Source organism: Pseudomonas sp. WT-JTC, assembly GCF_056711565.1.
Map to the genome: position 1 here is coordinate 3845399 of NZ_CM160042.1, position 25668 is coordinate 3871066.

Annotated in this window: 27 protein-coding genes; 14 read left to right on the top strand and 13 right to left on the bottom strand. The window is 61.7% G+C overall.

From position 1 onward, the window contains the following. The first annotated feature begins 4 nt into the window (after positions 1 to 4). From AC06G5_RS17450 to fabI, 4 genes are read left to right on the top strand one after another with little or no spacing between them, the layout of a single operon-like run. Complete coding sequence (locus AC06G5_RS17450; protein WP_413424717.1) at positions 5 to 1078, top strand: microcin C ABC transporter permease YejB; 1074 nt, start codon at positions 5 to 7, stop codon at positions 1076 to 1078. A gap of 1 nt (position 1079) precedes the next feature. Then, a complete protein-coding gene (locus AC06G5_RS17455; RefSeq protein ID WP_223461820.1) occupies positions 1080 to 2099 on the top strand; it encodes an ABC transporter permease in 1020 nt (339 codons plus the stop codon). Position 2100: 1 nt separating this feature from the next. Then, on the top strand, positions 2101 to 3711 hold the full coding sequence (locus AC06G5_RS17460) for an ABC transporter ATP-binding protein (RefSeq protein ID WP_413424719.1): 1611 nt from the start codon (positions 2101 to 2103) through the stop codon (positions 3709 to 3711). Positions 3712 to 3730: 19 nt separating this feature from the next. After that, positions 3731 to 4525, top strand: coding sequence for an enoyl-ACP reductase FabI (fabI, locus tag AC06G5_RS17465; RefSeq protein ID WP_057398455.1), 795 nt, complete (start codon positions 3731 to 3733; stop codon positions 4523 to 4525). A 183-nt stretch (positions 4526 to 4708) separates the two neighbouring features. Here the strand turns inward: fabI and AC06G5_RS17470 are convergent, their stop codons facing one another. Beyond that, the gene (locus AC06G5_RS17470; RefSeq protein ID WP_413424721.1) at positions 4709 to 5569 is read right to left on the bottom strand and encodes a LysR family transcriptional regulator; all 861 of its coding nucleotides are present in this window, start codon (positions 5567 to 5569) and stop codon (positions 4709 to 4711) included. Positions 5570 to 5682: 113 nt separating this feature from the next. On the opposite strand from AC06G5_RS17470, the gene AC06G5_RS17475 reads away from it, so the two are divergent. Continuing rightward, positions 5683 to 6108: a VOC family protein gene (locus tag AC06G5_RS17475; protein WP_480457756.1), complete on the top strand. Its 426-nt coding sequence runs from the start codon at positions 5683 to 5685 to the stop codon at positions 6106 to 6108. Between the two features lie 125 nt (positions 6109 to 6233). Here the strand turns inward: AC06G5_RS17475 and AC06G5_RS17480 are convergent, their stop codons facing one another. From AC06G5_RS17480 to AC06G5_RS17505, 6 genes are all read right to left on the bottom strand, one after another. Next, complete coding sequence (locus tag AC06G5_RS17480; RefSeq protein WP_413424725.1) at positions 6234 to 6815, bottom strand: GGDEF domain-containing protein; 582 nt, start codon at positions 6813 to 6815, stop codon at positions 6234 to 6236. A gap of 74 nt (positions 6816 to 6889) precedes the next feature. Next, positions 6890 to 7471: a hypothetical protein gene (locus tag AC06G5_RS17485; protein ID WP_413424727.1), complete on the bottom strand. Its 582-nt coding sequence runs from the start codon at positions 7469 to 7471 to the stop codon at positions 6890 to 6892. 1 nt (position 7472) lies between these two features. Further along, positions 7473 to 9641: a xanthine dehydrogenase family protein molybdopterin-binding subunit gene (locus tag AC06G5_RS17490; protein ID WP_413424729.1), complete on the bottom strand. Its 2169-nt coding sequence runs from the start codon at positions 9639 to 9641 to the stop codon at positions 7473 to 7475. Between the two features lie 7 nt (positions 9642 to 9648). Continuing rightward, positions 9649 to 10104: a (2Fe-2S)-binding protein gene (locus AC06G5_RS17495; protein WP_480457760.1), complete on the bottom strand. Its 456-nt coding sequence runs from the start codon at positions 10102 to 10104 to the stop codon at positions 9649 to 9651. Between the two features lie 240 nt (positions 10105 to 10344). Then, a complete protein-coding gene (locus AC06G5_RS17500) occupies positions 10345 to 11499 on the bottom strand; it encodes an NnrS family protein (RefSeq protein WP_413424733.1) in 1155 nt (384 codons plus the stop codon). Beyond that, positions 11499 to 11747 carry a transmembrane sensor/regulator PpyR gene (locus tag AC06G5_RS17505; protein ID WP_413424735.1) on the bottom strand — a complete coding sequence of 83 codons (249 nt, stop codon included), beginning with the start codon at positions 11745 to 11747 and terminating at the stop codon, positions 11499 to 11501. The genes AC06G5_RS17500 and AC06G5_RS17505 overlap by 1 nt, the downstream gene beginning before the upstream one ends. Positions 11748 to 12013: 266 nt before the next feature. Here AC06G5_RS17505 and AC06G5_RS17510 point away from each other — a divergent pair, with 266 nt between their 5' ends. Next, positions 12014 to 12517 (top strand): VOC family protein, encoded by a 504-nt coding sequence (locus AC06G5_RS17510; protein WP_480457762.1) that lies wholly within the window; start codon positions 12014 to 12016, stop codon positions 12515 to 12517. 33 nt (positions 12518 to 12550) lie between these two features. Then, a complete protein-coding gene (locus tag AC06G5_RS17515) occupies positions 12551 to 13384 on the top strand; it encodes an AraC family ligand binding domain-containing protein (protein WP_480457764.1) in 834 nt (277 codons plus the stop codon). 17 nt (positions 13385 to 13401) lie between these two features. On the opposite strand, the gene AC06G5_RS17520 is transcribed toward AC06G5_RS17515, so the two are convergent. Then, positions 13402 to 13989, bottom strand: coding sequence for a LysE family translocator (locus AC06G5_RS17520; protein WP_413424741.1), 588 nt, complete (start codon positions 13987 to 13989; stop codon positions 13402 to 13404). Positions 13990 to 14080: 91 nt separating this feature from the next. Next, entirely contained in the window at positions 14081 to 15412 is a 1332-nt protein-coding gene (locus AC06G5_RS17525; protein ID WP_480457766.1) for an aminotransferase-like domain-containing protein, read from the bottom strand. 89 nt (positions 15413 to 15501) lie between these two features. Here AC06G5_RS17525 and AC06G5_RS17530 point away from each other — a divergent pair, with 89 nt between their 5' ends. The 5 genes from AC06G5_RS17530 (at position 15502) to AC06G5_RS17550 (ending at position 19846) form a co-directional block, all read left to right on the top strand. After that, positions 15502 to 16398 (top strand): DMT family transporter, encoded by an 897-nt coding sequence (locus AC06G5_RS17530; protein ID WP_480457768.1) that lies wholly within the window; start codon positions 15502 to 15504, stop codon positions 16396 to 16398. Positions 16399 to 16489: 91 nt separating this feature from the next. Beyond that, positions 16490 to 17110: a LysE family translocator gene (locus AC06G5_RS17535; RefSeq protein WP_480457770.1), complete on the top strand. Its 621-nt coding sequence runs from the start codon at positions 16490 to 16492 to the stop codon at positions 17108 to 17110. Positions 17111 to 17294: 184 nt separating this feature from the next. Further along, complete coding sequence (locus AC06G5_RS17540; RefSeq protein ID WP_480457772.1) at positions 17295 to 18377, top strand: bifunctional transcriptional activator/DNA repair enzyme AdaA; 1083 nt, start codon at positions 17295 to 17297, stop codon at positions 18375 to 18377. A 34-nt stretch (positions 18378 to 18411) separates the two neighbouring features. Further along, positions 18412 to 19224 (top strand): isocitrate lyase/PEP mutase family protein, encoded by an 813-nt coding sequence (locus tag AC06G5_RS17545; RefSeq protein ID WP_480457774.1) that lies wholly within the window; start codon positions 18412 to 18414, stop codon positions 19222 to 19224. A gap of 4 nt (positions 19225 to 19228) precedes the next feature. Beyond that, on the top strand, positions 19229 to 19846 hold the full coding sequence (locus tag AC06G5_RS17550) for a DNA-3-methyladenine glycosylase family protein (RefSeq protein WP_413424753.1): 618 nt from the start codon (positions 19229 to 19231) through the stop codon (positions 19844 to 19846). Positions 19847 to 19960: 114 nt separating this feature from the next. Here the strand turns inward: AC06G5_RS17550 and AC06G5_RS17555 are convergent, their stop codons facing one another. From AC06G5_RS17555 to AC06G5_RS17565, 3 genes are all read right to left on the bottom strand, one after another. Then, positions 19961 to 21058, bottom strand: coding sequence for an extracellular solute-binding protein (locus tag AC06G5_RS17555; RefSeq protein WP_413424755.1), 1098 nt, complete (start codon positions 21056 to 21058; stop codon positions 19961 to 19963). Positions 21059 to 21060: 2 nt separating this feature from the next. Beyond that, positions 21061 to 22185 carry an agmatine deiminase gene (aguA, locus tag AC06G5_RS17560; protein ID WP_413424757.1) on the bottom strand — a complete coding sequence of 375 codons (1125 nt, stop codon included), beginning with the start codon at positions 22183 to 22185 and terminating at the stop codon, positions 21061 to 21063. 100 nt (positions 22186 to 22285) lie between these two features. Then, a complete protein-coding gene (locus tag AC06G5_RS17565) occupies positions 22286 to 23170 on the bottom strand; it encodes a LysR substrate-binding domain-containing protein (RefSeq protein WP_103393673.1) in 885 nt (294 codons plus the stop codon). A gap of 234 nt (positions 23171 to 23404) precedes the next feature. Here AC06G5_RS17565 and AC06G5_RS17570 point away from each other — a divergent pair, with 234 nt between their 5' ends. Then, a complete protein-coding gene (locus AC06G5_RS17570) occupies positions 23405 to 23893 on the top strand; it encodes a GFA family protein (protein WP_480457777.1) in 489 nt (162 codons plus the stop codon). Between the two features lie 114 nt (positions 23894 to 24007). Here the strand turns inward: AC06G5_RS17570 and AC06G5_RS17575 are convergent, their stop codons facing one another. Next, the gene (locus AC06G5_RS17575; protein ID WP_413428130.1) at positions 24008 to 24616 is read right to left on the bottom strand and encodes a MiaE family protein; all 609 of its coding nucleotides are present in this window, start codon (positions 24614 to 24616) and stop codon (positions 24008 to 24010) included. A 162-nt stretch (positions 24617 to 24778) separates the two neighbouring features. On the opposite strand from AC06G5_RS17575, the gene AC06G5_RS17580 reads away from it, so the two are divergent. Further along, on the top strand, positions 24779 to 25642 hold the full coding sequence (locus AC06G5_RS17580; protein ID WP_413428131.1) for a universal stress protein: 864 nt from the start codon (positions 24779 to 24781) through the stop codon (positions 25640 to 25642). Positions 25643 to 25668 lie beyond the last annotated feature (26 nt).

Consider the following 25668-nt stretch of genomic DNA (forward strand, 5'->3'; position numbering starts at 1 on the left):
TCAGATGCTGGCGTACATTTTTCGGCGACTGCTGCTGATCATTCCCACCCTGTTCGGCATCCTGCTGATCAACTTCGTGATCATCCAGGCTGCTCCGGGCGGGCCGGTGGAGCAAATGATCGCCAAGCTCGAAGGCTTTGAAGGCGCCACCAGCCGCATCGCTGGCGGTGGTGCCGAAGTGTCGGTGGCAGGCTCGGCCTATCGCGGCGCCCAGGGCCTGGACCCGGCGCTGGTCAAGGAAATCGAACACATGTACGGCTTCGACAAATCGGCGCCGGAACGCCTGTGGATCATGGTCAAGAACTATGCGTCGCTGGATTTCGGCGACAGCTTCTTCCGTGACGCCAAGGTCATCGACCTGATCAAGGAAAAGATGCCGGTCTCGATCTCCCTCGGGCTGTGGAGCACGCTGATCATGTACCTGGTGTCGATCCCGCTGGGAATCGCCAAGGCGAAGCGGCACGGCAGCCACTTCGACGTCTGGACCAGTTCGGCGATCATCGTCGGCTATGCGATCCCGGCGTTCCTGTTCGCCATCCTGTTGATCGTGGTATTTGCCGGCGGCAGTTACCTGGACTGGTTCCCGTTGCGCGGGCTGACCTCGAACAACTTCGATGAACTGAGCATGGGCGGCAAGGTCCTCGACTACTTCTGGCACCTGGCGCTACCGGTGACCGCGCTGGTCATCGGCAACTTCGCGACCATGACCCTGCTGACCAAGAACAGCTTTCTCGACGAGATCAACAAGCAGTACGTGATCACCGCCAAGGCCAAGGGACTGACCAATCACCGCGTGCTGTACGGCCACGTGTTCCGCAACGCCATGCTGCTGGTGATCGCCGGTTTCCCTTCAGCCTTGATCGGCATCTTTTTCACCGGCTCGTTGCTGGTAGAGGTGATCTTCTCCCTTGACGGCCTCGGCCTGATGAGTTTCGAGGCGGCGATCAACCGCGATTACCCGGTGGTGTTCGGCACGCTGTTCATCTTCACCCTGCTCGGGTTGGTGGTAAAACTGATCGGCGACCTCACCTACACCCTTGTCGATCCGCGCATCGACTTCGAAAGCCGGGAGCATTGAGATGAACCTGTCCCCCCTCAATCGCCGGCGCTTCGAACTGTTCAAGGCCAACAGGCGCGGGTGGTGGTCGCTGTGGCTGTTCCTGATCCTGTTCGGTGCCAGCCTCGGCGCCGAGCTGATTGCCAACGACAAGCCGCTGGCGGTGCATTACGACAACAACTGGTACTTCCCGGCGCTCAAGCGCTACCCGGAAACCACCTTCGGCGGCGAATTTCCGCTGGAAGCCAACTACAAGAGTCCGTACATCCGCGAACTGCTCAAGGCCAAGGACGCCTGGGTGCTGTGGGCGCCGATCCCCTACAGCTACCAGAGCATCAACTACGACCTGAAAGTCCCGGCCCCGGCCCCGCCCTCGACGGACAACCTGCTGGGCACCGACGATCAGGGCCGCGATGTGCTGGCCCGGGTGATCTACGGCTTCCGCATTTCAGTACTGTTTGCCCTGACCCTGACGGTGCTCAGCTCGATCATCGGCGTGATCGCCGGGGCCTTGCAGGGTTTCTACGGTGGCTGGGTGGATCTGGCCGGGCAGCGCTTCCTGGAGATCTGGTCCGGGCTGCCGGTGTTGTACTTGCTGATCATCCTCGCCAGCTTCGTGCAGCCCAACTTCTGGTGGTTGCTGGGGATCATGCTGCTGTTCTCGTGGATGAGCCTGGTGGATGTGGTGCGCGCCGAGTTCCTGCGCGGTCGCAACCTGGAATACGTACGCGCCGCCCGCGCCCTGGGCATGCAGAACGGTGCGATCATGTTCCGCCACATCTTGCCCAACGCGATGGTCTCGACCATGACCTTCATGCCGTTCATCCTCACCGGCGCCATCGGCACATTGACCGCCCTGGACTTCCTCGGCTTCGGCCTGCCGGCGGGCAGCCCTTCGCTGGGGGAACTGGTGGCCCAGGGCAAATCCAACCTGCAGGCGCCGTGGCTGGGCATCAGTGCTTTTGCGGTGCTGGCCTTGATGTTGAGTTTGCTGGTGTTCATCGGTGAGTCCGCTCGCGATGCCTTCGACCCGAGGAAGTGAAATGAATCAGCACAATCTGATCGAAGTGCGCGACCTGTCCGTCGACTTTGTCGTCGGCAATCGCTGCCAGCGGGCCGTCGAAGGCGTCAGCTTCGACATCAAGCGCGGCGAAACCCTGGCCCTGGTCGGCGAGAGCGGTTCCGGCAAATCGGTCACCGCCCATTCGATCCTGCGCCTGCTGCCCTACCCCCTTGCCCGGCATCCGTCCGGCACGATCGAATATTCCGGGCAGAACCTGCTGAACCTGAAAGAAAAGACCATTCGCCACATTCGCGGCAACCGCATTGCGATGATCTTCCAGGAGCCGATGACCTCGCTCAATCCCCTGCACTCGATTCAAAAGCAGATCAACGAGGTGCTGGGCATCCACAAAGGGCTGACCGGCAAGGTCGCGACCAAACGCACGCTGGAACTGCTGGAGATGGTCGGCATCCCCGAGCCGCACAAACGCCTCAAGGCCCTGCCCCACGAATTGTCCGGCGGCCAGCGTCAACGGGTGATGATCGCCATGGCCCTGGCCAACGAGCCGGAACTGCTGATCGCCGACGAGCCGACCACTGCGCTGGACGTGACCGTTCAGCTGAAAATCCTCGAGTTGCTCAAGGAGCTGCAGGCCCGATTGGGCATGGCCCTGCTGCTGATCAGCCATGATTTGAACCTTGTGCGAAGAATTGCGCATCGCGTATGTGTCATGCAGCAAGGTTGCATCGTCGAACAGGCATCGTGCGAAGAATTGTTCCGCGCGCCGCAGCATCCGTACACTCGGGAACTGCTGGCAGCGGAGCCCGGCGGCAAGCCTGCAAGCAACGTGATCGGCCCGCCCTTGCTGGCGGTCGAAGACCTGAAAGTCTGGTTTCCGATCAAGAAAGGCTTGCTCAAGCGCACGGTGGATTACGTCAAGGCGGTGGACGGCATCAACTTCAGCCTGCCCCAGGGCCAGACCCTGGGGATCGTGGGTGAAAGCGGTTCCGGCAAGTCGACGCTGGGCCTGGCGATTTTGCGGTTGATCGCCAGCAAAGGCGCCATTCGCTTTGAAGGCCAGCCGCTAGACTGCCTGACGCAGCAACAAGTCAGGCCGCTGCGACGGGAGATGCAAGTGGTGTTTCAGGACCCGTTCGGCAGCCTGAGCCCACGGATGTGCGTGAATGACATCGTTGGCGAAGGCCTGCGGATCCACAAGATGGGCACCGAGGCGGAACAGGAACAAGCGATCATTGCAGCACTCAAGGAGGTAGGCCTGGATCCGGAAACCCGGCATCGCTACCCCCACGAATTTTCCGGCGGGCAACGGCAGAGAATCGCCATTGCCCGGGCATTGGTGTTAAAACCGGCGTTGATTTTGCTGGACGAGCCGACCTCGGCTCTCGACCGCACCGTACAGCGCCAAGTGGTGGAGCTTTTGCGTTCGCTGCAAACCAAGTACAACCTGACGTATCTGTTTATCAGCCATGACCTGGCTGTGGTGAAAGCGCTGAGCCACCAGTTGATGGTGGTCAAGCATGGCCAAGTGGTCGAACAGGGAGACGCGCAAAGCATTTTTGCCGCCCCCCAACATCCATATACACAGCAGTTGCTGGAAGCCGCTTTTCTGGCTCCGGCCACTGCGCAATAACCTGAAAGAGGAGCAACACATGGGTTTTCTCGCCGGTAAGCGCGTACTGATCGTCGGTGTCGCCAGCAAGCTGTCCATCGCATCCGGCATCGCTGCCGCCATGCATCGCGAGGGCGCTGAGCTTGCCTTCACTTATCAGAACGACAAACTCAAGGGTCGTGTCGAAGAGTTCGCACAAGGCTGGGGTTCGAGCCCTGAGCTGTGCTTCCCGTGCGACGTGGCCAGCGATGAAGAAATCGCCAAGGTCTTCGAAGAACTGAGCAAGAAGTGGGATGGCCTGGACTGCATCGTGCACTCCGTGGGCTTCGCCCCGGGCGACCAACTGGACGGCGACTTCACCGAAGCCACCACCCGTGAAGGTTTCCGCATCTCTCACGACATCAGCGCCTACAGCTTCGTGGCACTGGCCAAGGCCGGCCGTGAAATGATGAAAGGCCGCAACGGCAGCCTGCTGACCCTGTCGTACCTGGGCGCCGAGCGCACCATGCCGAACTACAACGTAATGGGCATGGCCAAGGCTTCCCTGGAAGCGGGCGTACGCTACCTGGCCGGCTCCCTGGGCCCGGACGGTACTCGCGTCAACTGTGTATCGGCAGGTCCGATCCGCACCCTCGCCGCTTCCGGCATCAAGAACTTCCGCAAGATGCTGGCCGCCAACGAAGCGCAAACTCCGCTGCGCCGCAACGTCACCATCGAAGAGGTCGGCAACGCCGGCGCCTTCCTGTGCTCGGACCTGGCGTCCGGCATCAGCGGTGAAATCATGTACGTGGACGGTGGCTTCAACACCACCGCCATGGGCAGCCTCGAAGAGTAATCTTCGGTCGGCTACAAAAAAACCGCCTTTTCAGGCGGTTTTTTTATGCCTGCGATTTCCGGCCGATGTAGCACCCCCTGTAGGAGCGAGCCTGCTCGCGAAAAACCCGGGCACGCCGTGTTCATCCAGACTGCGCGCGTTATCGTTGACGACCTTCGCGAGCCAGCTCGCTCCTACAGAGGGTCAGTGTTGTGTCAGGCATTTGGCGAACAACTGCTGAATCGGCTGATTGCGCTGGCTGTAGCGCTGCAACAGCACGATCTCGCGGTAGAAGGTCAACTCACCCAACCGAATCACCCTGACCTTCGCCCCATGCTCCAGCCACAGCCCCGCCTCCGGCAGCAGCGAAACCCCCAACCCACACTCGACCATTTTGACAATGGCCTCCAGTTCATCCAGCTCCAGCGCCACGCGCACTTCAATCCGTTGCTCACGCAGAAAACGCGTCACCAGCCGCCCGCCAAACGAATTGCGGTCGTAGCGCACATGAGGGTGCTCAGCCAGCAGTTGCAACGGATCATCGTCCTCCAGGTCCGCCGGTACGATCAGTACAAACGGCTCCCGGCGAATCACCTGTGCGAACAACTCCTTGGGCAACTCGAACGGTGGCTTGATCAGGATCGCCAGATCCACTTCTCCCGTGTCCACCTGGCTCAGCAGGTTCAGCGATACACCGGGCACCAGCTTGGGCTCCAGCAAGGGTGCCTGCTGGCGCAATCGCAGCAGCGCCTGTGGCAGCAACCCGGTCTGCGCCGTCGCCACCGCGCCAATTTTCAACTCGCCACGGTACTCACCGACATCGTCACTGACAGCCATGCGGCTGAAGGTTTCGAGCATTTCCCTGGCCATTGGCAATGCACGCTGCCCTGCTGCATTGAGCAGTGCCTGGCGGCCAGTGCGGTCGAACAGACGGATGCCCAGGGCGTGTTCCAGATTGCGAATCTGCGCGCTGACCGCCGATTGCGTCAGGCCGATGTGCATGCCGGCCGCGGCGAAGGTGCCGTGACGCGCCACGGCGACAAAGGTTTTCAGTTCTCGCAGCATAGCGGCCTCGATTGATCGAAATAATTTGAGCTCGATGCAAAAATTATCGTCTTTCAATCAAAAAGCACAGGACTAAACTCAACGCACTCCCACCCGCCACCGAGGTACGCCTGATGCAACTGTCCCCTTTTCACCTGGCCATTCCCGTCTACGACTTGCCTGCCGCCCGGCGCTTTTACGGTGAGGTGTTTGGCCTGGAGGAAGGTCGCTCAAGCGATCATTGGGTGGATTTCAATTTCTTCGGTCATCAACTGGTGATTCACCTGGCGCCGAAAAATCCTGCGCAAGAAGCCGCGCACACCAATGCCGTTGATGGTCACGATGTGCCGGTGCCGCATTTTGGCGTGGTGCTCGGCATGGCGGAATGGGAGGCGCTGGCCGAGCGGCTGAAGTCGCTGGAGACTCGCTTCGTGATCGAGCCGGGGATTCGTTTTCAGGGGCTGGTGGGGGAACAGGCGACGATGTTTCTGTTTGATCCTTGCGGTAATGCGCTGGAGTTCAAGGCGTTCAAGGATATCGGGCAACTGTTTGCCAAGTGAAAGTATGTGTTGCCTGTTCGGGCCTCTTCGCGAGCAAGCCCGCTCCCACACTGGATCCATGTAGCACTGAAGATCCCTGTGGGAGCGGGCTTGCTCGCGAAGAGGCCAGCCAATACTTCACAGCCCTAACGGCTCATCACCCGCTCGGCCTCGGCCAACAGGTCCTCGATTGAGTCATGAACCTCAGGGTCATACTCGACCTGGACAACGCGGAACCGAATGTCATAACTGCGATGCGCCGTGGCGTTGCGTTCATCGAGTATCTCGTCGAGTCGCGCCTTGATCGCTGCAATCTCCACGACACTGGAACCGGTCAGCAGCGCCGCGAACCGGTCGCCTTCGAGCCGTCCGACCACATCGTTTTCACGAAAGCCGATACGCAGGACATCGGCGAATGTCTTGAGCGCATCGTCACCCTTGGCCCGGCCATACAGATAACAGTTGCGCTTGAATTCATCGAGGGTGAAGTACAGCAGCGTCGCCGGCGTCGCCACTTCCCGGCAAGCGTCCAGTCCGAGTTTGGCCAGTTCGCTGAAACCATGGCGATTGGACAGCAGCGTCAGCTCATCCATGCTCGCCATTTGCACGCCCGCCAACTCTCGCTCGGCCTGGCGCGCCAGATCGCGCAGCCGTTCACGTTCTTGCTGTGGCGTGAGCAACTGATTGGTGGATTGACCCGATTTGCCCGTTTTTCCTGAGATCAACATCGTTCACTCCTTTGGCAGGTATGCACGTTAGAGTCGCTCATACCTGCATTGGCTCCCTGTTTGCGTGCCGCTGGTCAGCTACCCGACACCGGGCACGGCCCTCCTGCATCGGCCCAGCGCTTGAACCGGGTGACGAAGATATCGTGGGGCACCGGCACCGGCGCGCGATTGCCGCCCGGACTCCAGCCCCATAGCACCAGCTTGTCGTCGCTGACGTGTTTGATCAGCGCGGCGAAATCCCGATCGCCGTTGCTCGAGCGATCCTTGATCATCGCGCATAGCCGGTCGGCCGGCAGGCCGATCCAGGCCATCCGCTGCGCTGCCGGCGGCAGGCTCCAGTGTGGCGCGCCGGGTGGCGCGTGAGGCCCATAACTGGCCGGCGGATTACTTTGGGCATGGCACGTCGCACAGGGCAACCCGGCCGAGCCCTTGCCGTCCATGCCACGCACGACATTCATCGCGTGCGGCACCCCGGCATCGAATTGCAGCGGCGAATCACCGGGAATGTGGCAGTTCTGGCAACGGGGGCTCTGGAAGACCTTCTGCACGGTGTCGAACGCCTGCAAGGCCTCGCGGTCATCGGCAAACACGTGCGATGCGTAGGCTACGAGACAGATCAGGATCACCGTCCCAAGCAACCAATGATGTCGTTTCATCTCACACCCCCGACAGCTGCAACGGCAGCTCCCGCAGACGCTGGCCGGTCAGGGCAAACACCGCGTTGGCCACTGCCGGGGCCGTGGGTGGCACACCGGCTTCGCCGATGCCGCCGGGCTTGTCGCTGCTGGGTACGATATGCACTTCGACCACCGGCATTTCGTTGAGCCGCAGCACCTGATAGTCGTGGTAGTTGGACTGCACCACCTGCCCGTCCTTGAGCGTCAGTTTGCTGTGCAAGGTGAAGCCCAGGCCAAAGGTAATGCACGACTCCATCTGCGCGGCGATACTCTGCGGGTTGACCGCGATGCCGCAGTCCACCGCGCACACCACCCGGTGCACGCGAATGGCGAGGTTGTCCTGGGACACTTCGGCCACCTGAGCCACGTAACTGCCGAACGACTCGTGCACCGCCACACCCAGTGCATGGCCATCCGGCAACGGCGCCTTCCAGTTGGCTTTCTCCACCGCAAGGTTCAGCACACCGAGGTGGCGCGGATGGTCCTTGAGCAAGGTGCGCCGATACTCCACCGGATCCTTGCCCGCTGCCGTGGCCAGTTCATCGATCAGCGATTCCATGACAAACGCGGTGTGGGTGTGCCCCACCGAACGTAACCACAACACGCTGATCCCGGTCTTCGGTGAGTGCAGTTCAATCTGGTGATTGGCCAGCCCTTCGAGGTAGGGGCTATCGGCCACGCCCTCGACGGAGGTCTTGTCGATCCCGTCCTTGACCATGCTCGCTTCAAGCGAGGTGCCGGCCATGATCGACTGCCCGACCATCACATGCTTCCAGGCCAATGGCAGGCCGTCGGCATCCAGCCCGATGCGTGCATGGTGCAGGAACGCCGAGCGATAATAGCCGCCACGGATGTCATCCTCCCGCGCCCACACGGTTTTCACCGGTGCACCTGCGGCCTTGGCGACATACACCGCTTCGCTGACGAAATCCGACGTCGGATTGGCCCGTCGCCCGAAGCCGCCGCCAAGAAACTCGGTATGGATCTCGACCTGTTCGGGCTTGAGCCCGGTGATTTCCCCGGCGACCATTTGATCCAGGGTCTGAAACTGGGTACCGGTCCAGATTTCGCACTTGTCCTTGGTGATGCGCACCGTGCAGTTCAGTGGTTCCATCGGCGCGTGGGCCAGATAAGGCACGCTGTATTCAGCGTCGATGGTCTTCGCCGCTTTCGCCAGCGCAGCCTGGGTATCGCCGGCCTGACCGGCGTTCAGGCCTGGGGTGGCGGCGAGTTTGCGGAAGCTTTCCAGCAGCGCCTGGCTATCGAGCCCGGCATTCGGCCCCGGGTTCCAGTCGATTTTCAGCGCATCGCGGCCCAGCTTCGCCGCCCAATAATGTTCGGCAATCACCGCGATGCCTGTCGGCACCTGCACCACTTTGTGTACACCCGGAATCGCCAGCGCTTCGGCGCCTTCAAAGGATCTGACGCTACCGCCGAATGTGGGTGAACGGGCGACCATCGCGGTCATCAGCCCGTCAAACTGCACGTCCATGCCGAATTTCGCCCGCCCGGTGATTTTCTCCGGTGTGTCCAGGCGCCTGGTGGGTTTGCCGATCAGCCGCCAGTCCTTGGCGTCCTTGAGTTTGATCGAGGCCGGGTCCGGCCGAGGCAACTGACCTGCGTCATCGGCCAATTCGCCATAAGTGGCGCGATGCTCGCCAGCGATGACCACGCCCGACTCGGTTTGAATCCCGGACGGCGGAACATTGAAACGCTTGGCCGCCGCCTCGATCAGCATCAAGCGCGCCGCTGCGCCGGCCTGGCGATAGCGGTCGAATTCCATCCAGGTCGAGGTCGAACCACCAGTGATTTGCATCCCGCCAAACCCGGCCAGGCCGTAATCGGCGGCCGATGCCGGGGCATGTTCGACGCGGATTTTCGCCCAGTCGGCGTCGAGTTCTTCGGCGATCAACATGGTCAGGCCGGTCCAGATGCCCTGGCCCATTTCCGAGTGCCCGAGCAACACAGTGACACTGTTGTCATTGCCAATGCGCAGGAAGGCGTTTGGCGCAAACACGTTGCCCTGGTTCTGCGCGCCCATGGCGAACCGGTGAGCGCCGGGAATGACAAACGCGACCACCAGCCCACCGCCCAGCCAGGCACTGCCCTTGAGAAAACCACGGCGCGATAACCTGTCGATGCTGTTCATGGCAACCTCAACCCAGCTCGGCGGCGCGCTTGACGGCGGCGCGAATCCGCGGGTAAGTGCCGCAGCGGCAGATGTTGCCGGACAGTGCCTGATCGATGTCGCTGTCGGTCGGTTTCGGAATCTTCGCCAGCAACGCCGCCGCCGACATGATCTGCCCGGACTGGCAGTAACCACACTGGACCACGTCAAGTTCCGCCCAGGCCTGTTGCACCGGATGCGAACCGTCCGCGGACAGGCCTTCGATGGTGAGAATCCTTTGCCCTTGGGCCACAGCCGTGGCCGGTGTGATACAGGCACGTAGCGGCGCGCCGTCGACGTGCACAGTGCAGGCCCCGCATTGGGCGATACCGCAGCCGAATTTGGTGCCGGTGAGGTGGGCCACATCGCGCAAGACCCAGAGCAGCGGCATGTCGGCGGGGACATCCAGCTCCTGATCCTGGCCATTGATGTTCAGGGTCAGCATGGCGCAGTTCCTCAGGCTCACGATGATCTGAAGGGGCGCCGCTGCGGTCTTGTCCAACCTGTGCGCGCCCCGGGCTATCCCTTCAGCTAAGCGCAAATTTGCCGGCAGGCCGTGGTGCGTCGACCACCGGTCACCTGTAGGAGCGAGCTTGCTCGCGAAAAACGCCAGTACAACGCGGTCCTTCAGACAGGGCGCGTTATCGTTGTTATCGTTGACGGCCGTCGCGAGCAAGCTTCGCTCCTACACCCTCGGCTTGAGCAAAATACCGGTGTAACGCGACAGAAACAGCCCGAATGCCATACACCAAAGCAGCGCCGACATTCCCAATCCCCACCCGGAAAACGGCACCAGCAACACCCGTGACACACCCGCCACCAGCACCAGGGCAAATCCCGCAACGATTACTTTCGAGGGCAGCAACGGCCGCCCGGTATGCCCCAGGCTGACCCGCGCGATCATCGCCAGGATCAACCCGCCGATACCGCCAACGGCCAGCGAATGGGTGGCCAGGCTTTGTTGCGGCATCACGCCCAGGTGCCACAGCGCCATGGCCAGCGTCGCCACCGCGAGCCAGGCGTAAGCCAGGTACAGCGACCACAGTAGCGGCACGCGCCACAGGCCGCGGTCATGCCAGCGCCACAGGCGCAGCAGATGCAAGCCGCTCAGCAACGCAAACAACACTGCCAGCCACACACGTGGGACGTCGTTCAAACCGGCGGCAAAAGACACCGCCGCCAGCATGGCACTGACCAGCAACACCTTGCCCGGCAACGGATGGGCTGCAGGCGTTGCCGGACGATTCAAGCCGCGCTGGATGAAGAACGGAATCACCCGCCCGCCGATCACGCTCATCAGCGCGCCCACCAGCCACAAAGCGGCCAGCACGCCATGACGTTGCAGATTGGCGTCATCAACGACAAACCCCAGCAACGTCAATGCCTGACACCCGGCCAGCAACGACACCATCAATAGAATCGGATAATTCTCGCGCTTGCCCGCAGCCAGCAGATCGCGCCCCAACACCCACGCCAACAGAGGCAGAAACGGAACCTGCAAGGCCAGCAGCAAGGATGCCGGTATCGGCAGGTACCACGCCAGCCGCGCCAGCAGCCACACCAGCAGCAGGCCGATCAGCGGCCAGCCCTTGAGCCCCGGCCGGCCGGTCCAGTTGGGCACCGCAGTCAGGAGGAACCCGGCGATGATGGCCGTGGCAAATCCGAAGGGCATTTCATGCCGATGCCAGGCGAGCATGCCGCCCACCGGTTGCGCACCGGGCAAACGCCCGTACAGCCACAAGGCCCAGATAGCCACGGCGATGGCGGCGAAACCGGCACCGGCGAGAAAGAATGGCCGGAAGCCAAGGCTGAATACCGGTGCAACGGCAAGCCGGCGCATCAAGCCACCACCCGGACCGGGCCTTGGCTCAGTCGATACTGAGAAAGCAGGCGCATGACATAGCCGATTTTCAACAGGGTCGGGCCGAGAATGGTCATGGCGTGCATAGTCACCAGTACGACGATCGACAGGTGGCCGTCGTAAAGATAGGCACCGTAGATGCCGGCCAGCAGCATCGCCAGGCCAGCACCGAGCACACGGCTCGACAACTCAAGAACGTTCTGCGGGTTGCTGAAGAAGTTGAACATTTTGCGTACTCCTGAAGGCGTTCAGTTGTACGTTTACCTGATCAAGTCCCGTGCCAGCTTTTTACCCCTTCAGATCCAGGCACTTGTGCGAATTAGAGTCAAAAAGACCCACCGCAAAAATAGTCAATTAGACTCTATTGAAAGTCATTCAGACTACGTCATCGCAACTCTGCGGCAATTTTCTCGATCTACGGTGCGGCCAGACGACCAGAGGCTGACTACTCTGAAAGTCCGGAACATGCGCAATCTGCAGAGGAGTTGGCACCATGCTACACGTACAAAAACTCACACCTTGCCTGTGGTTCGATGGTCAGGCCGAAGAGGCCGCCAAGTTCTACTGTGCGATCTTCGATCATGCGAAGATCACCGCCGTCACTCACTACGGCGAGGCCGGAAAAGAGTTCCATGGCCGGGAAGTCGGTTCGGTCATGACGGTCAGCTTCGAACTCGACGGGCAGACCTTTACCGGTCTTAACGGTGGCCCGAACTTCACCTTCAACGAAGCGATTTCGTTCCAGGTCAACTGCCAGAACCAGGAAGAAATCGACCACTTCTGGGGATACCTTTCCGCTGGCGGGCCGGTCGAGGCCCAGCAATGCGGTTGGCTCAAGGACAAGTTCGGGCTGTCGTGGCAGATCGTCCCCGTCGCGATGATGGACATGATCAAAGACCCGGACACGAAAAAATCCCAACGGGCCATGCAGGCGATGATGCAGATGAAAAAACTCGATATCGCCGAACTGCAACGAGCCTTTGACGGCGAGAGCTAATACACTCGGGCACTGACCTGCCGAGGAATGAGCATGAAGCACGCCGTTGCCAAAAACGCCGACAAGGCCCCGCGCTTCTGGCGCGATGATGCCCTGCCCTTCATCGAAGCCCGCTCCATCGCCGACGGGCGCGAAGTCTGCTACACCCGGCATGCCCACGAGCACTTTTCCATCGGGGCGATCACCGCCGGGCGCAGCACCTATGTCCATGAGCAGTGCGCATTCGAGGTCAGCGCCGGCACGGTCGTACTGATGAACCCCGGCGACGTCCATGCCTGCAATCCGATCGAGGACCAACCCTGGTCGTACCTGATGCTGTACGTCGATACGCCGTGGCTGACCGATTTGCAGCACCAGCTGGGGTTCAGCGATGACACGGCGTTTCGCCGCTTTTCGCTGACTCATACGCAGGACGCCCACCTGTTTGCCGGCCTCGCGGGCTTGTATGAAGTGTTGGTCGACCCGCAGCAGGATGTGCTGCGCAAACACAGCGTGGCGGTGGAGTTTTTCACTGATGTGCAGCAGCGATTGAACCCGATCGACCCACCGCTGCGCGAACCCAATTTCAAGCTGGAGCGTGCCGCCGATTACATCCGCGACCACTGCACGCAGACCCTCAAGCTCGAAGATATCTGCGAGGCGGCGCAACTGTCACCGTCCTACCTGATCCGCGCCTTCAAGCAGCATTACGGCATGACGCCCCACGCCTTCCTGGTGAACCGGCGCATCCAGTTCGCCCAGGATCAATTGCGCAGCGGCAAGCTGATTGCCGACGTGGCGCTGGAAGCGGGGTTCGCCGATCAGGCGCATTTTCAACGGGCATTCAAACAGCATTTGGCGGCGACGCCGGGGCAGTATCGGGGGTGAATCTCCAGTAACTGCCATTACGGCAACAGCAGATACACCGCGCTCACCACCAGCAACAACGCCATGGCGCGATTGAACAGGCGCATGCCGGCCGGGTTGTTCAAAAAGCCGCTCAGAAACGTCCCGGCATAAGCCCAGCAACCGACCGACAGATAGCAGATCACCAGATAAATCGCGGCGAATTGCCAAACCAGCCGCGCCTCGCCATCGGCGACAAACGCGCCCATCCCGGCCACGCAGGCCAGCCAGGCCTTCGGGTTGAGCCATTGCATGATGGCGCCATACAGCATCGACGGGGCCTGGGCCGATTCGCTGGCTTGCACCTGCCCGTTGTCAGCCGCCAGCTTGAAGGCCATGTACAGCAGAAAGGCTACGCCCGCCCATTGCACCACCTGCGTCAGCGCTGGCCACTGTTGCAACAACTCATGCAGGCCCAATCCCATCAGCACCAACAGCAAGACAAATCCCAGCGTGGCCCCAGCCACGTGACGCTGGCTGGCCCGCAGGCCGAACCGCGCGCCGGAGCTCAACGCCACAATGTTGACCGGCCCCGGGGTGATGGAAGCGACCAGCGCAAACGCCGCCATGGACATCATCAGACTCATTGCACACCTTCTTCCGTCGAGTTGAACAAGGCCCTCAAGGTAAAGCGCCAACCGGCTCGCGTATTGAAGAAAACTGCCCTGCCCGGCATCGCTATGAGTAATAACCGACGACGCTTTTCACCTTGTTCAGGGCAACGCGCAACGAGTCCATGTCCACCGAGCCCAGCGCCAGGCGTATCGCGTGCGGCACATGGGCCGAAACCGCAAAGGGCTCGGCTGGCGACACCGACACCTGCTCGCGCATCAGCGCCATGGCGATCTGGTCGGCCCGGGCGTCTTCCGCCAACGGCAGCCAGATGAAGTAGGAGTTCGGGTGGCTGATGGTCCTGAGCCCCGCCAACACCTCCCGGGCCAAACTTTGCCGGGCCTGGGCGTCCGCCCGTTTTTGCGCTTCCAACTGGGTGACAGTGCCATCGTCGAGCCAGGCCGTGGCGATGGCGGTCATCACGCCGGGGGTGTTCCAGGTGGTCGCCATGATGGTGCGCTCGAAAGCGGCGACCCATTGCGCGGGTGCGGCCATGAAACCAACGCGCAACCCGGTGGCGACATTCTTCGACAGACCGGACACGTACACCGTTCTCTCAGGCGCCAGTTCGGCCAGTGGCGGCGGTACGTTTTCAGCCAGGAACGCGTAGGCGGCGTCCTCGATGATCGTCAGGTCGTGCCGGCGAGCAATGGCTACCAACTGCTCGCGCTGATCGGCATCCTTCACCCAACCCAGCGGGTTATGCAAGGTCGGCATCGAGTACAGGGCCCGTACCGACCGGCTGCGGCAGAGTTTTTCCAGGGCGGGCAGATCAGGCCCGGTATCCGTGACCGGAATGGCCAAGACTTCCAGGTGCAGCGTTTCGGCCAGCGTCTTGAAACCGGGATAGGTCAACGCATCGGCGGCGATCACATCGCCGGGCTTGAGCAGCGTCATCATTGCCACCGCCAGGCCATGCTGGGCGCCGCTGACGATCAACACCTGTTCGGCCGGCACGCTCAGCCCGCGTTCAAGCAGATGGCGCGCGACCGAGGCCCGCTCATGCAGGCGCCCCGCGTGGGGCTGATAGCGCAGGTGGGATTCCAGGTCACCGGACAACGCCAACTGACGCAAGGCATTGCGCAACAGGTCGGCCTGGCCTGGCAATGACGGGTAGTTGAAATTCAGGTCAATCATCCCCGCCGCCACCACGTGCTGCGAGATGCCCTGCCCCGGCGGCAGCGAGGTCTCCCTGACAAAGGTCCCGCGTCCGGTTTCGCCACTGACCAGGCCCATGCCCTCCAGCTCGGCATACACCCGGCTGGCGGTGACCAGTGCCAGGCCGTGCTCAGTGGCCAGTTGCCGATGAGTCGGCAGGCGCGTGCCCGGCGGCAAACGCCCGGCACGGATGTCGGCGGCAAAGGCATCCACCAGCGTTTTGTAGCGGGATCGAGGCATGTCGAGATGTATCCATGACAATTTATTGATTGTATCGATAGTCGCTCATACGATGAGTTTCGTGCAATCAGACAATGAGCGTGAGCCAAATGGAACGGACCTCGAACCTGCAACACCGGACGCTGGAAAACAGCACCAGCGGCTGGATCAATGGCCTGATCGGCGTGGTGATCTTCAGCGGCTCGCTGCCGGCGACACGGGTGGCGGTGCTGGAGTTTGATCCGGTGTTCCTCACGGTCGCCCGTGCAACCATCGCTGCGCTCCTGGCGCTGTGCCTGCTGCGGATATTCAAGGAAAAACGTCCGGCGCGCGATCAACTGATACCGCTGATGATCGTCGCCCTGGGCGTGGTCATCGGTTTCCCCCTGCTGACGGCGCTGGCACTGCAATACGTGACGTCCGCACACTCCATCGTCTTTGTCGGCCTGTTGCCCTTGGCGACAGCGGTGTTTGGCGTTCTGCGCGGCGGTGAGCGGCCACGGGCGGCGTTCTGGATTTTCTCGGTGCTGGGCAGCCTGCTGGTGGTCGGGTTTGCCCTGTCCCAAGGGCTGACCGCCTCCCCGCAAGGCGACATTCTGATGCTGCTGGCCATCCTCGCCTGCGGCCTGGGGTATGCCGAAGGCGCGAAGCTGTCGCGCACACTCGGTGGCTGGCAGGTGATTTCCTGGGCGCTGGTCCTGTCGCTGCCGGTCGTGGCGGTGCTCAGCTGGATGCGCATGCCCGCTTCGTTCAGCGGCATCAGCACGCCGGCCTGGTTCAGCCTGGCTTACGTCTCGCTGTTCAGCATGCTGATCGGTTTTGTGTTCTGGTATCGCGGCCTGGCCCAAGGGGGCATCGCCGCCGTTGGGCAATTGCAGCTGCTGCAGCCGTTTTTCGGGCTGACCCTGGCCGCCACTCTGCTGCATGAGCAGGTCAGCCTCGGCATGCTGGGTGTCACCGTCGCAGTGATCCTCTGCGTCGCCGGGGCGAAAAAATTCGCCAGATAGCCCCTTGTACGGTGGTTTACACCCGTCACTGTATGGGTCTGGCCAGCGCTTTGCTGTGATAAAAATAGCGCTCTTGCTACAGGAGCCCACCATGGACCTCGCCACCCTCACCCTGTTTCTGCCGGCCTGCTTCGCCCTCAATATGGCACCCGGCCCCAACAACCTGCTGTCGGTCAGCAATTCGACCCGCTATGGCTACCGCACCGCGTGTGTGGCCGGCATCGGCCGGTTGCTGGCGTTTGCCGGGATGATTGCCCTCGCCTCGGCGGGGCTGGCGGTGGTACTGCAAACCTCCGAACTGCTGTTCTATGCCATCAAGATCCTCGGCGCCGCCTACCTGTTCTACCTCGCCTGGCAATTGTGGCGCGCCGATCCTGGCGTCGAAAACGTGGTCACTACAGCGCCCGTGGGCACCCTGGCGCTGGCCCGACAGGAATTCCTGGTAGCGGCCGGCAACCCCAAGGCAATCCTGATTTTCACCGCGTTCCTGCCGCAATTCGTCGACTCGACCCACGCCATTGCGCCGCAGTTCGTGGTGTTGGGCGCGCTGTTTCTGGTGCTGGAGTGGATCGCCATCGGCGCCTATGCCTACATGGGCCTGCACATGCGCCGCTGGTTCGCCAGGCCGTCGGGCAAGCGGATCTTCAACCGCTGCTGCGCCGGGTTGCTGTCGGCGGCGGCTTCGGTGTTGCTGATGGCCAGACGCGCCTGAGAATTTGCGCTGTTATGTGGGAGCGGGCTTGCTCGCGAAGGCGTCGTGTCAGGCACCTCGATGTCGAATGACACGACGCCTTCGCGAGCAAGCCCGCTCCCACAGGGTGAGCTCACTTTCCAGTGCGAAATTCGCTGTCGATTTTCCGGTGGAGGCTACCCATGAGGCGATCTATGCTGCGCCCATGAACCTACAAAAAACGCTGCTGCCGCCCCGTGCCGAGATGGTTCGCGCCATGCTCGAGCGAGACACCTCCTACGAGGGGGTGTTTTTCACGGCGGTCAAGACCACTCGAATCTTCTGCCGCCCCGGTTGCACCGCCCGCAGCCCGAAGCCGGAGAACGTCGAGTTCTTTGCCAGCGCCGAGCAATGCCTGTCGGCGGGCTATCGCGCCTGTCTGCGCTGCAAACCACTGGACACCGCTGCCAGCGCGCCGGACTGGGTGCAAAAATTGTTCAAGTCGGTAGACGCCGCCCCGGAGCAGCGCTGGACCGACACCCGGCTACTGGCCGAAGGCGTCGAACCTCTGAAGCTGCGTCGCTGGTTCAAGCAGCATTTCGGCATGACCTTCCACGCGTGGCTGCGCGCCCGGCGCCTGGGTTTGGCGTTGGGCGGAATCAAACAGGGCGACTCCATCGACGACGTCGCATTCGATTTCGGCTACGAGTCCCTGAGCGGCTTTCGCGATGCCTTTCAGAAGTCGTTTCACATCACCCCGGGCCGTGCGGCCAACAGCGAGTCGCTGCTGTTCACGCGCCTGACCACGCCGTTGGGGCCGATGATCGCCATGGCCGAACGGCGTGGACTGGTGCTGCTGGAGTTTCTCGATCAGCCATCGCTGAACCCTTCGGTCGAAGCGCTGCAAAACCGTTTCGGTTATGCCGTGGCACCGGGACACAACCCGCATTTGCAACAGATCGAAGCGCAGTTGTCCGCGTATTTCGCCGGCACGCTCACGGAGTTCAGCGTTGCCCTGCACATGCCCGGCAGCGAGTTCTCCCGCAGGGTCTGGGCTGAACTGCTGAAGATCCCTTACAGCCAAACCACCACCTACGGTGCCATCGCGGCGGCTCTGGGCAAGCCCGGTGCCAGCCGGGCGGTGGGCCTGGCCAACGGGCATAACCGCTTATCGATTGTCGTGCCGTGCCATCGAGTGATCGGTGCCGACGGCTCGCTGACCGGCTACGCTGGAGGCCAACCGCGCAAGGCGTTTCTGCTCAGACTGGAAAACGCAGCGGTGCAGCTCACGGAGCAATTGGCGTTCTGATCCCCCACAGACTTTTCATAAGGAAGGAAACTCGATGGACAGGCTCGACAATCATCTGCACCAACTGCATCACGATGGCTTGCTGATCCTCACCAACGTCGCCGATGCCGCCGGGGCGCGGCTGGTAGAACAACTGGGCAACAAGGCCGTGGCCACCAGCAGCGCGGCGGTGGCCTGGGTACATGGCTACCCGGATGGCAACACCCTGCCCCTTGAGCGTCTGGTCTCGACCGTCGAGTCGATTGCCCGGGTCATTTCGGTGCCGCTGACCGTGGACATCGAGGCGGGTTATTCCGATGATCTGGAACGGGTGGCTCAGGTGGTTGACGCCGTGATAGCCGCCGGCGCGGTTGGGATCAATATCGAGGACGGTTCTTCGCCGCCGGATTTGCTGGCACGCAAGATTGAGACCGCGCGCCGGGTTGCCGATCGCCGTCAGGTGAACTTGTTCATCAATGCGCGCACCGACGTGTATCTGCGGGGACTGGTGCCTGCCGAGGATCGCGTCGCCGAAACCCTCAAGCGCGCCGCGTTGTATCAGGCGGCCGGTGCCAATGGCCTGTTTGCGGCGGGCGTTACCGCGGAGTACGAGATCAAGGCGCTGTGCCACGGCACCTCGCTGCCATTGAATGTGCTTGGCTTCCCGGGCCTGCCATCACTCGAAGTGCTCGAGGAACTTGGTGTGCGCCGCCTGTCCGCAGGTTCAGGCATCGCCGAATTCCTCTACGGTGCCATGGCCGGCATCGCCAAAAGCTTCCTGCAAACCGGCAAGCTCGATACCCACGACTTGAAGGCCCTCACCTATGGCGAAGTGAACGCCCTGTTGAAACCGTCCGGGAAAGCCTGAGCCCATGTCCGACGGCTATCGGGCGGCCAGTGAGTTCCTGGCCGCCATCGATGACGACTGGCGCCGCCACATCGACGCCATCGGCCCATGCCTGCACCAGCCGCATGCGGCGCGTGATCCGTATGAGTCGCTGGTGCGGGCGATTGCCTATCAGCAACTGCATGCCAAGGCTGGCGATGCGATTGTCGGCCGGCTGTTGGCGCTGTTCGGTTCGGGCTCGTTCCCCAGGCCTGAACAGATCGTCGCGACAGATTTCGACAGGTTGCGCAGTTGCGGGTTTTCCGCGAGCAAGATCGCGACCATTCAGGGCATCGCCCAGGCGGCGCTGGACGGCGTGGTGCCGGATTACGCCACGGCGCTGGCCATGGACGATGAAGCGCTGATCGAACGCCTGATCACGTTGCGCGGCGTGGGCCGCTGGACCGTGGAGATGTTGCTGATCTACAGCCTGGACCGACCGGACATCCTGCCGGCCGATGACTTTGGCGTGCGTGAGGGCTACAGGCGACTCAAGGGCCTGGAGGTGCAGCCGACGCGCAAGCAGATGATCGAGATCGGGTTGGGGTGGAGCCCTTACCGGACGGTGGCCTCCTGGTATTTGTGGCGGGTGCCTGGGCGGTAGACCGCGTTATCGTTCTTCGCGAGCAAGCCCGCTCCCACAGGGTTCGCGTGATCCTTGTGGGAGCGGGCTTGCTCGCGAAGGCGTCCGTCCAGTCAATACATCACCCGAAACAGATCACAACCCCGACTTCAACCGACTGAACGCCCGGATCAACGCCCGGTTGAACGCCTTGCCATTGTCATTCTTGCTGTACAGCGAAGCCCTGACCACCGCCGGCGGATACGTCCCCGGATCATTGCGAATCGCCGGGTCGATCAAGCCATCCGCCGCCGTGATCGCATTGGCGTAGTGGATGGTATCGGTGATCGGCGCAATCACCTCCGGAGTCATCAGGTAGTCCATCAGTGCAAGACCGGCCTTTGGATGCGGCGCATCCTTGGGAATGACCATGGCATCGAACCAGATCAACGTGCCCTCCTTCGGAATGCGGTACGTCAGCGAGTACGGCTTACCCGCAGCCTCGGCCTGGCCCGCCGCGATGCCTACGTTGCCGTTCCACGACATCGCCACGCAGGTGTTGCCGTTGGCCAGGTCGCTGATGTTCAGGTCGTTGTCGAAGTAGCGAATGTACGGCCGAATCTTCGCCAGTTGCTGCTCGGCCAGTTTCAGGTCGTCGAGGTTCTGGCGGTTGATGTCCAGCCCCATGTATTTCATGACCGCCGCATACACTTCGTTGGGATCGTTGAGCAGGCTGACCCCGCAATCGGCGAATTTCGAGACCACGGCCGGATCGAACAGCATCGCCCAGCTGTCTGTCGGCGCGTCGGGCAGGCGCTGTTTCACGGCCTGTTCCTGATAACCCACGCCCGTAGTGCCCCAGGCGTAGATCCCGGCATAACGATTGCCCGGATCGAACACCGCCATGTGCTGGCGGAACTCCTCGCCAACCCCGGCAAAGTGCGGCAGCTGTTGTTTGTCCACCGTCTGCACCCCGCCACTCTCGATGGCGCGCGACAGGTGCTGCCCCGCCGTCAGTACCAGGTCGTAGCCACTGCGGCCGGTGAGCAGCTTGGTCTCGACGGTTTCCAGGGAGTCGAAGTGATCGGCCACCACATGGATGCCGGTTTTTTCCTCGAAGTTCTTCAGGGTATCCGGGGCCAGGTACTCGCCCCAGATGTACAGGTTGACCACCGGCTTGGCGGTATCGGCGGCCTGCACACACAGGGGTGCAAGCACCAGCAGTATTGCTTGAGTCAGTTTGTGCAGGCCCATGGTCAGACTCCCATCTTGTTGCAAGCAGTGCCAGCGTACTGCGGCATGGTGATGCACGCGACGTTGCCGCCGCCGAGGAGGATTTCCCGGGAGTTTTCGATGCCGACGATGCTGTGTTTCGGGAACAGCTCGGCCAGGGTTGCCAGCGCCACCTTGTCGTTGCGATCACCAAACAGCGGCACCACGATGGAACGGTTGCCGGCGTAGTAGTTGATGTACGACGCGCAGATTTTCGTCCCGGCCTGACGGGTATGAGTGCTGTCCTGCTGGTCCAGCCCTTCGGCCTCTTCAGCTGTCCACTCCAGCACATCCGGCTGCGGCAGCTTGTGCACGATCAACTCGCGGCCGCGACTGTCACGGGTGCTGCGCAGGATGTCGTAGGCTTCCTGATAGATTTCCCACTGCGGGTCATCGCGGTTGTCGGTCCATTGCAACACCACTTCACCAGGGCGCACGAAGCACGCAAGGTCGTCGACATGGCCATCGGTTTCGTCGAACTTGCAGCCCCGCGGCAGCCAGATGACCTGCTCGGCGCCGAGGTAATCGGTCAGGCGACGGGTGACTTCGTCCTTGCCCAGATGCTGGTTGCGGTTGCGGTTGAGCAGGCATTGTTCAGTGGTCAGGATACTGCCCTGGCCGTCGCTCTGGATGCCACCCAGTTCGGCAATCAGTGGCGCGCGATAGCGGTCGAAGCGTTCGATTTCGAGGATTTTGCCGGCGATCTGGTCGTCCTTGTCCCACGGGTAGTACAGGCCGCCGTCGAGCCCGCCGTAGGCGTTGAATTCGAAGTCGACGCCGCGCACTTCGCCGCTCTGGTCATTGACCACAAAGCACGGGCCGCTGTCGCGGAACCAGGTGTCGTTGCAGGTCATTTCCACCACACGTACCTGCGGTGGCAACTGCCGGCGCGCGGTGGCGAACTGTGCGGCCGAGGCGCATACGGTGACCGGTTCGCTCATGGAAATGGCGGTGACGATCTGCACCCAGACTTTCTGCGCCGGCTTGGCACCGTTGCGCCAGACGTCGGTGCGCTCCGGCCAGCCGAGCCAGCAACCGGACTTGGCTTCGAATTCACCGGGCAGACGGAAACCGTCCTGTTTGGGAGTGGTGTCGAGCAAACGTGCCATGGTCAAACCTCTTCAGCAGGGATTGGAATGACCACAGGCTAAGGGCGTTGGCGACTGGCTCGCCAACGATGATTATTTCGGAATACTTGAATTCAACTCATCAATCGAGCAACTGATCGTTGAACCATTCCAGCATCTGCGCCACCGCCGGACGCTCCAGCCGCACCCTCTCGCACACCAGCGCGTATTGGCCCAGGGCGGTCATGCTCGACGTAAACGGCCGTACCAGCCGACCGCTGAGCAAATCTTCCTGGGCTGTCAGGTTGTCGCCCATGGCCACGCCCTGCCCTTGAGCGGCCGCTTCCAGCGCCAGCCCGGCATGGGCGAAATACAACTGGCGGTCCGGACGCTGGTCGCCGGCATGACTGGTGAGCCACGCGGTCCAGGTCTTGCCGTCCTGATCATCGTGCAGCAGGCAATGACGGACCAGGTCCTTCGGGGTTTTCAGAGTGCCTTGGTTGAACAGGCCGGGACTGCACACCGGAAAGAACTGCAACGCCGGAAGCGGCCTGACGAAATACGCCGTGCTGTCCACCGGACCGGTGCCGTAGGTGATCGCCAGGTCGATGTCTTCCCCGGGCGCCGTGGCGTCGATCGGTTGTTCGTACAGATGCAGAGTGATGTGCGGATAGCGCGCGTAGAAATCCGTGAGGCGACTCATCAGCCACTTTTGCGCCAGCTCGGCGGTGACCGCCAGGCGTAATACCGCCAGGGATGAAGGATCGCGCAGTTCATCGCAGGCATCGCCAATCAGTTCGAAGGCCTGTTGCAGGCTTTGCATCAGGCGCCCGGCGGCCAGGGTCGGGCGAATCTGCCGGCCTTCGCGCACGAACAGCGACACGCCGAGTTGCTCTTCGAGTTGGCGAATCTGGTGGCTGACCGCGCTGTCGGTGACACACAACTCGGCCGCCGCCCGGCCGAAATGGGCGTGACGGGCGGCGCATTCGAAGGTTCTGAGGGCTGCCAGGGAGGGTAGTCGTCGCATGGGGCTTGATCCCGGTTTCGAGGTGCCCATGCTGACCCGGACATTAGTGTGCGTCCAGTGGGACCGCGTTATCGTTCATCGCTGGCAAGCCAGCGCCCACAAGGATTGCAGGCGAACAGAAAACTTGTGCCCGGTACATAACCTGTGGGAGCTGGCTTGCCTGCGATGGCGTCGGCACTCTCGCTTCTTGTCTTCTAGGCTAATACCGGATCCCCCAAGCCACCGGAGACCACCATGCACCTCGAAGGCTCCTGCCATTGCGGCGCGGTGTCGTTCAGTTTGACCAGCGCCCACCCCTACCCTTACCAGCGTTGCTACTGCTCGATCTGCCGCAAGACCCAGGGCGGTGGCGGCTATTCGATCAACCTCGGTGGCGATGCCGCCAGCCTCAAGGTTCGCGGGCGCAAGCACATCGCGATTTACCACGCGCGACTCAAGGAACAAGGCCAAAAACGCGCCCACAGCAGCACCGCCGAGCGGCATTTTTGCTCGGTGTGCGGCTCGGGTTTATGGCTGTTCAGCCCCGAATGGTCTGAGTTGATTCACCCCTTCGCGTCGGCCATCGACACGCCACTGCCGGTGCCGCCGGAGCACACGCACCTGATGCTCGGCTCAAAAGCGCCGTGGGTGGAGGTTCAGGCGCAGCCCAGGGATCAACAGTTCGACCTGTACCCCGAAGAGTCCATCGCGCAATGGCATGAACGGTTGGGTTTGAGCCGTTAGCTTTTGTTTGGCTGATGGCCCCTTCGCGAGCAAGCCCGCTCCCACAGTTGGAATGCATTTCCCTGTGGGAGCGGGCTTGCTCGCGAAGGCGTCCGCCAGAACAACACCAAATAATCAGACCGCCGCAGGCACGCCGCTGTGAAAACGAAACTCCACATCCGGCGACTCAATCAGTTCCTGCTCGGCGGCGCGGACCTTGTCGATCACCTGGGCAATATCCTTGGCGTCGCCGTACTGGTAGGCCAGTTTCAGGTAACCCTGGAAGTGCCGGGCCTCGCTCTTGAGCAGACCGAAATAGAACTTACCCAGTTCTTCGTCCAGATGCGGCACCAGCGCTTCGAAACGCTCGCAACTGCGGGCCTCGATGAATGCCCCCACCACCAATGTGTCCACCAGTTTCACCGGCTCGTGACTGCGTACCACCTTGCGCAGCCCCGAAGCATAGCGCCCGGCGGACAGTTGGCGCAGCGCGATCTTGCGGCGTTTCATCAGGCGCATGACCTGTTCGTGGTGCACCAGCTCTTCCCGGGCCAGGCGCGACATCATGTTGATCAGGTCTACGTGGGAGTGATACTTGGCGATCAGGCTCAATGCGGTGCTGGCGGCCTTGAATTCGCAGTTCTTGTGGTCGATCAGCAGGGTTTCCTGATCGGCCAGCGCGGCTTGAACCCAGCCGTCGGGGGTGCGGCAGCCAAGGAACTCGTGAATTTCGGGAAGGATCATGGGGCTCACGGAAAAATAGGTTCAAAACGAAGGGCGCCGATTATACCGGCCTGCCCGCAGACCACCAGTCGCCAACCGTTGATATGCATCAAGTCCCCGAATCGCAGACAGCAACTATAGTTGTGCAACGCCGTGCTTTTTCATTTTCAGGAGATCCCGATCATGCAAGCCGTACGCAGCATTCTGGTGGTCATCGACCCCGAACACTCCGAAAGCCTGGCGCTCAAACGGGCGAAGCTGATTGCCGGTGTGACCCAGGCGCATCTGCATCTGCTGGTGTGCGATCCCAAGCATGATCACAGTGGCATGTTGGGTGTGCTCAAGGCCGCTTTACTGTCGGACGGTTACAGCGTCACCACTGAACAGGCCTGGAATCATAGCCTGCATCAAACCATCACCGATGTGCAGCAAGCCGAAGGTTGCGGCCTGGTGGTGAAGCAGCATTTTCCCGACAGCACACTGAAAAAGGCCCTGCTGACACCCGAGGACTGGAAATTGCTGCGCCAATGCCCTTCCCCGGTACTGCTGGTGAAAACCGCCGGTTCATGGAAAGACAAAGTGATCCTGGCCGCTGTCGACGTCGGCAACACCGACTCCGAACACCGCCACCTGCACGACACGATCATTGATCATGGCTATGACATCGCAACCCTGGCCAAGGCCCACCTGCACGTGATCAGCGCCCACCCGTCACCGATGCTGTCGTCGGCCGACCCGACGTTTCAACTCAGCGAAACCATCCAGGCGCGCTACCGCGAGCAATGCAAGTCGTTCCAGACTGAATTCGACATTGACGATGAGCACCTGCACATCGAGGAAGGCCCGGCGGATGTGCTGATCCCGTTCATGGTGCACAAGCTGCAGGCGGCGGTGACGGTGATCGGTACCGTGGCCCGCAGCGGTTTGTCCGGGACCCTGATCGGCAATACGGCGGAAGTGGTGCTGGATGCGGTCGAGAGCGATGTGCTGGTGCTCAAGCCGCAGGAAATCGAGGATCATCTGGAGGAGATTGCGAACAATCATTGAGATTTGTAGCGACTGTCAGGACGCCT

Bases quoted from the DNA above. Each gene is read 5' to 3' on its own strand.
- AC06G5_RS17500 (WP_413424733.1), bottom strand. From the start codon at position 11,499: ATGCGCCGGCTTGCCGTTGCACCGGTATTCAGCCTTGGCTTCCGGCCA.
- AC06G5_RS17490 (WP_413424729.1), bottom strand. From the start codon at position 9,641: ATGAACAGCATCGACAGGTTATCGCGCCGTGGTTTTCTCAAGGGCAGT.
- AC06G5_RS17510 (WP_480457762.1), top strand. From the start codon at position 12,014: ATGCTACACGTACAAAAACTCACACCTTGCCTGTGGTTCGATGGTCAG.
- AC06G5_RS17480 (WP_413424725.1), bottom strand. From the start codon at position 6,815: ATGTTGATCTCAGGAAAAACGGGCAAATCGGGTCAATCCACCAATCAG.
- AC06G5_RS17535 (WP_480457770.1), top strand. From the start codon at position 16,490: ATGGACCTCGCCACCCTCACCCTGTTTCTGCCGGCCTGCTTCGCCCTC.
- aguA (WP_413424757.1), bottom strand. From the start codon at position 22,185: ATGGCACGTTTGCTCGACACCACTCCCAAACAGGACGGTTTCCGTCTG.
- AC06G5_RS17495 (WP_480457760.1), bottom strand. From the start codon at position 10,104: ATGCTGACCCTGAACATCAATGGCCAGGATCAGGAGCTGGATGTCCCC.
- AC06G5_RS17575 (WP_413428130.1), bottom strand. From the start codon at position 24,616: ATGATCCTTCCCGAAATTCACGAGTTCCTTGGCTGCCGCACCCCCGAC.
- AC06G5_RS17530 (WP_480457768.1), top strand. From the start codon at position 15,502: ATGGAACGGACCTCGAACCTGCAACACCGGACGCTGGAAAACAGCACC.
- AC06G5_RS17520 (WP_413424741.1), bottom strand. From the start codon at position 13,989: ATGAGTCTGATGATGTCCATGGCGGCGTTTGCGCTGGTCGCTTCCATC.
- AC06G5_RS17580 (WP_413428131.1), top strand. From the start codon at position 24,779: ATGCAAGCCGTACGCAGCATTCTGGTGGTCATCGACCCCGAACACTCC.
- AC06G5_RS17525 (WP_480457766.1), bottom strand. From the start codon at position 15,412: ATGCCTCGATCCCGCTACAAAACGCTGGTGGATGCCTTTGCCGCCGAC.
- AC06G5_RS17475 (WP_480457756.1), top strand. From the start codon at position 5,683: ATGCAACTGTCCCCTTTTCACCTGGCCATTCCCGTCTACGACTTGCCT.
- AC06G5_RS17545 (WP_480457774.1), top strand. From the start codon at position 18,412: ATGGACAGGCTCGACAATCATCTGCACCAACTGCATCACGATGGCTTG.
- AC06G5_RS17565 (WP_103393673.1), bottom strand. From the start codon at position 23,170: ATGCGACGACTACCCTCCCTGGCAGCCCTCAGAACCTTCGAATGCGCC.
- AC06G5_RS17485 (WP_413424727.1), bottom strand. From the start codon at position 7,471: ATGAAACGACATCATTGGTTGCTTGGGACGGTGATCCTGATCTGTCTC.
- AC06G5_RS17555 (WP_413424755.1), bottom strand. From the start codon at position 21,058: ATGGGCCTGCACAAACTGACTCAAGCAATACTGCTGGTGCTTGCACCC.
- AC06G5_RS17570 (WP_480457777.1), top strand. From the start codon at position 23,405: ATGCACCTCGAAGGCTCCTGCCATTGCGGCGCGGTGTCGTTCAGTTTG.
- fabI (WP_057398455.1), top strand. From the start codon at position 3,731: ATGGGTTTTCTCGCCGGTAAGCGCGTACTGATCGTCGGTGTCGCCAGC.
- AC06G5_RS17450 (WP_413424717.1), top strand. From the start codon at position 5: ATGCTGGCGTACATTTTTCGGCGACTGCTGCTGATCATTCCCACCCTG.
- AC06G5_RS17540 (WP_480457772.1), top strand. From the start codon at position 17,295: ATGAACCTACAAAAAACGCTGCTGCCGCCCCGTGCCGAGATGGTTCGC.
- AC06G5_RS17470 (WP_413424721.1), bottom strand. From the start codon at position 5,569: ATGCTGCGAGAACTGAAAACCTTTGTCGCCGTGGCGCGTCACGGCACC.
- AC06G5_RS17515 (WP_480457764.1), top strand. From the start codon at position 12,551: ATGAAGCACGCCGTTGCCAAAAACGCCGACAAGGCCCCGCGCTTCTGG.
- AC06G5_RS17455 (WP_223461820.1), top strand. From the start codon at position 1,080: ATGAACCTGTCCCCCCTCAATCGCCGGCGCTTCGAACTGTTCAAGGCC.
- AC06G5_RS17550 (WP_413424753.1), top strand. From the start codon at position 19,229: ATGTCCGACGGCTATCGGGCGGCCAGTGAGTTCCTGGCCGCCATCGAT.
- AC06G5_RS17505 (WP_413424735.1), bottom strand. From the start codon at position 11,747: ATGTTCAACTTCTTCAGCAACCCGCAGAACGTTCTTGAGTTGTCGAGC.
- AC06G5_RS17460 (WP_413424719.1), top strand. From the start codon at position 2,101: ATGAATCAGCACAATCTGATCGAAGTGCGCGACCTGTCCGTCGACTTT.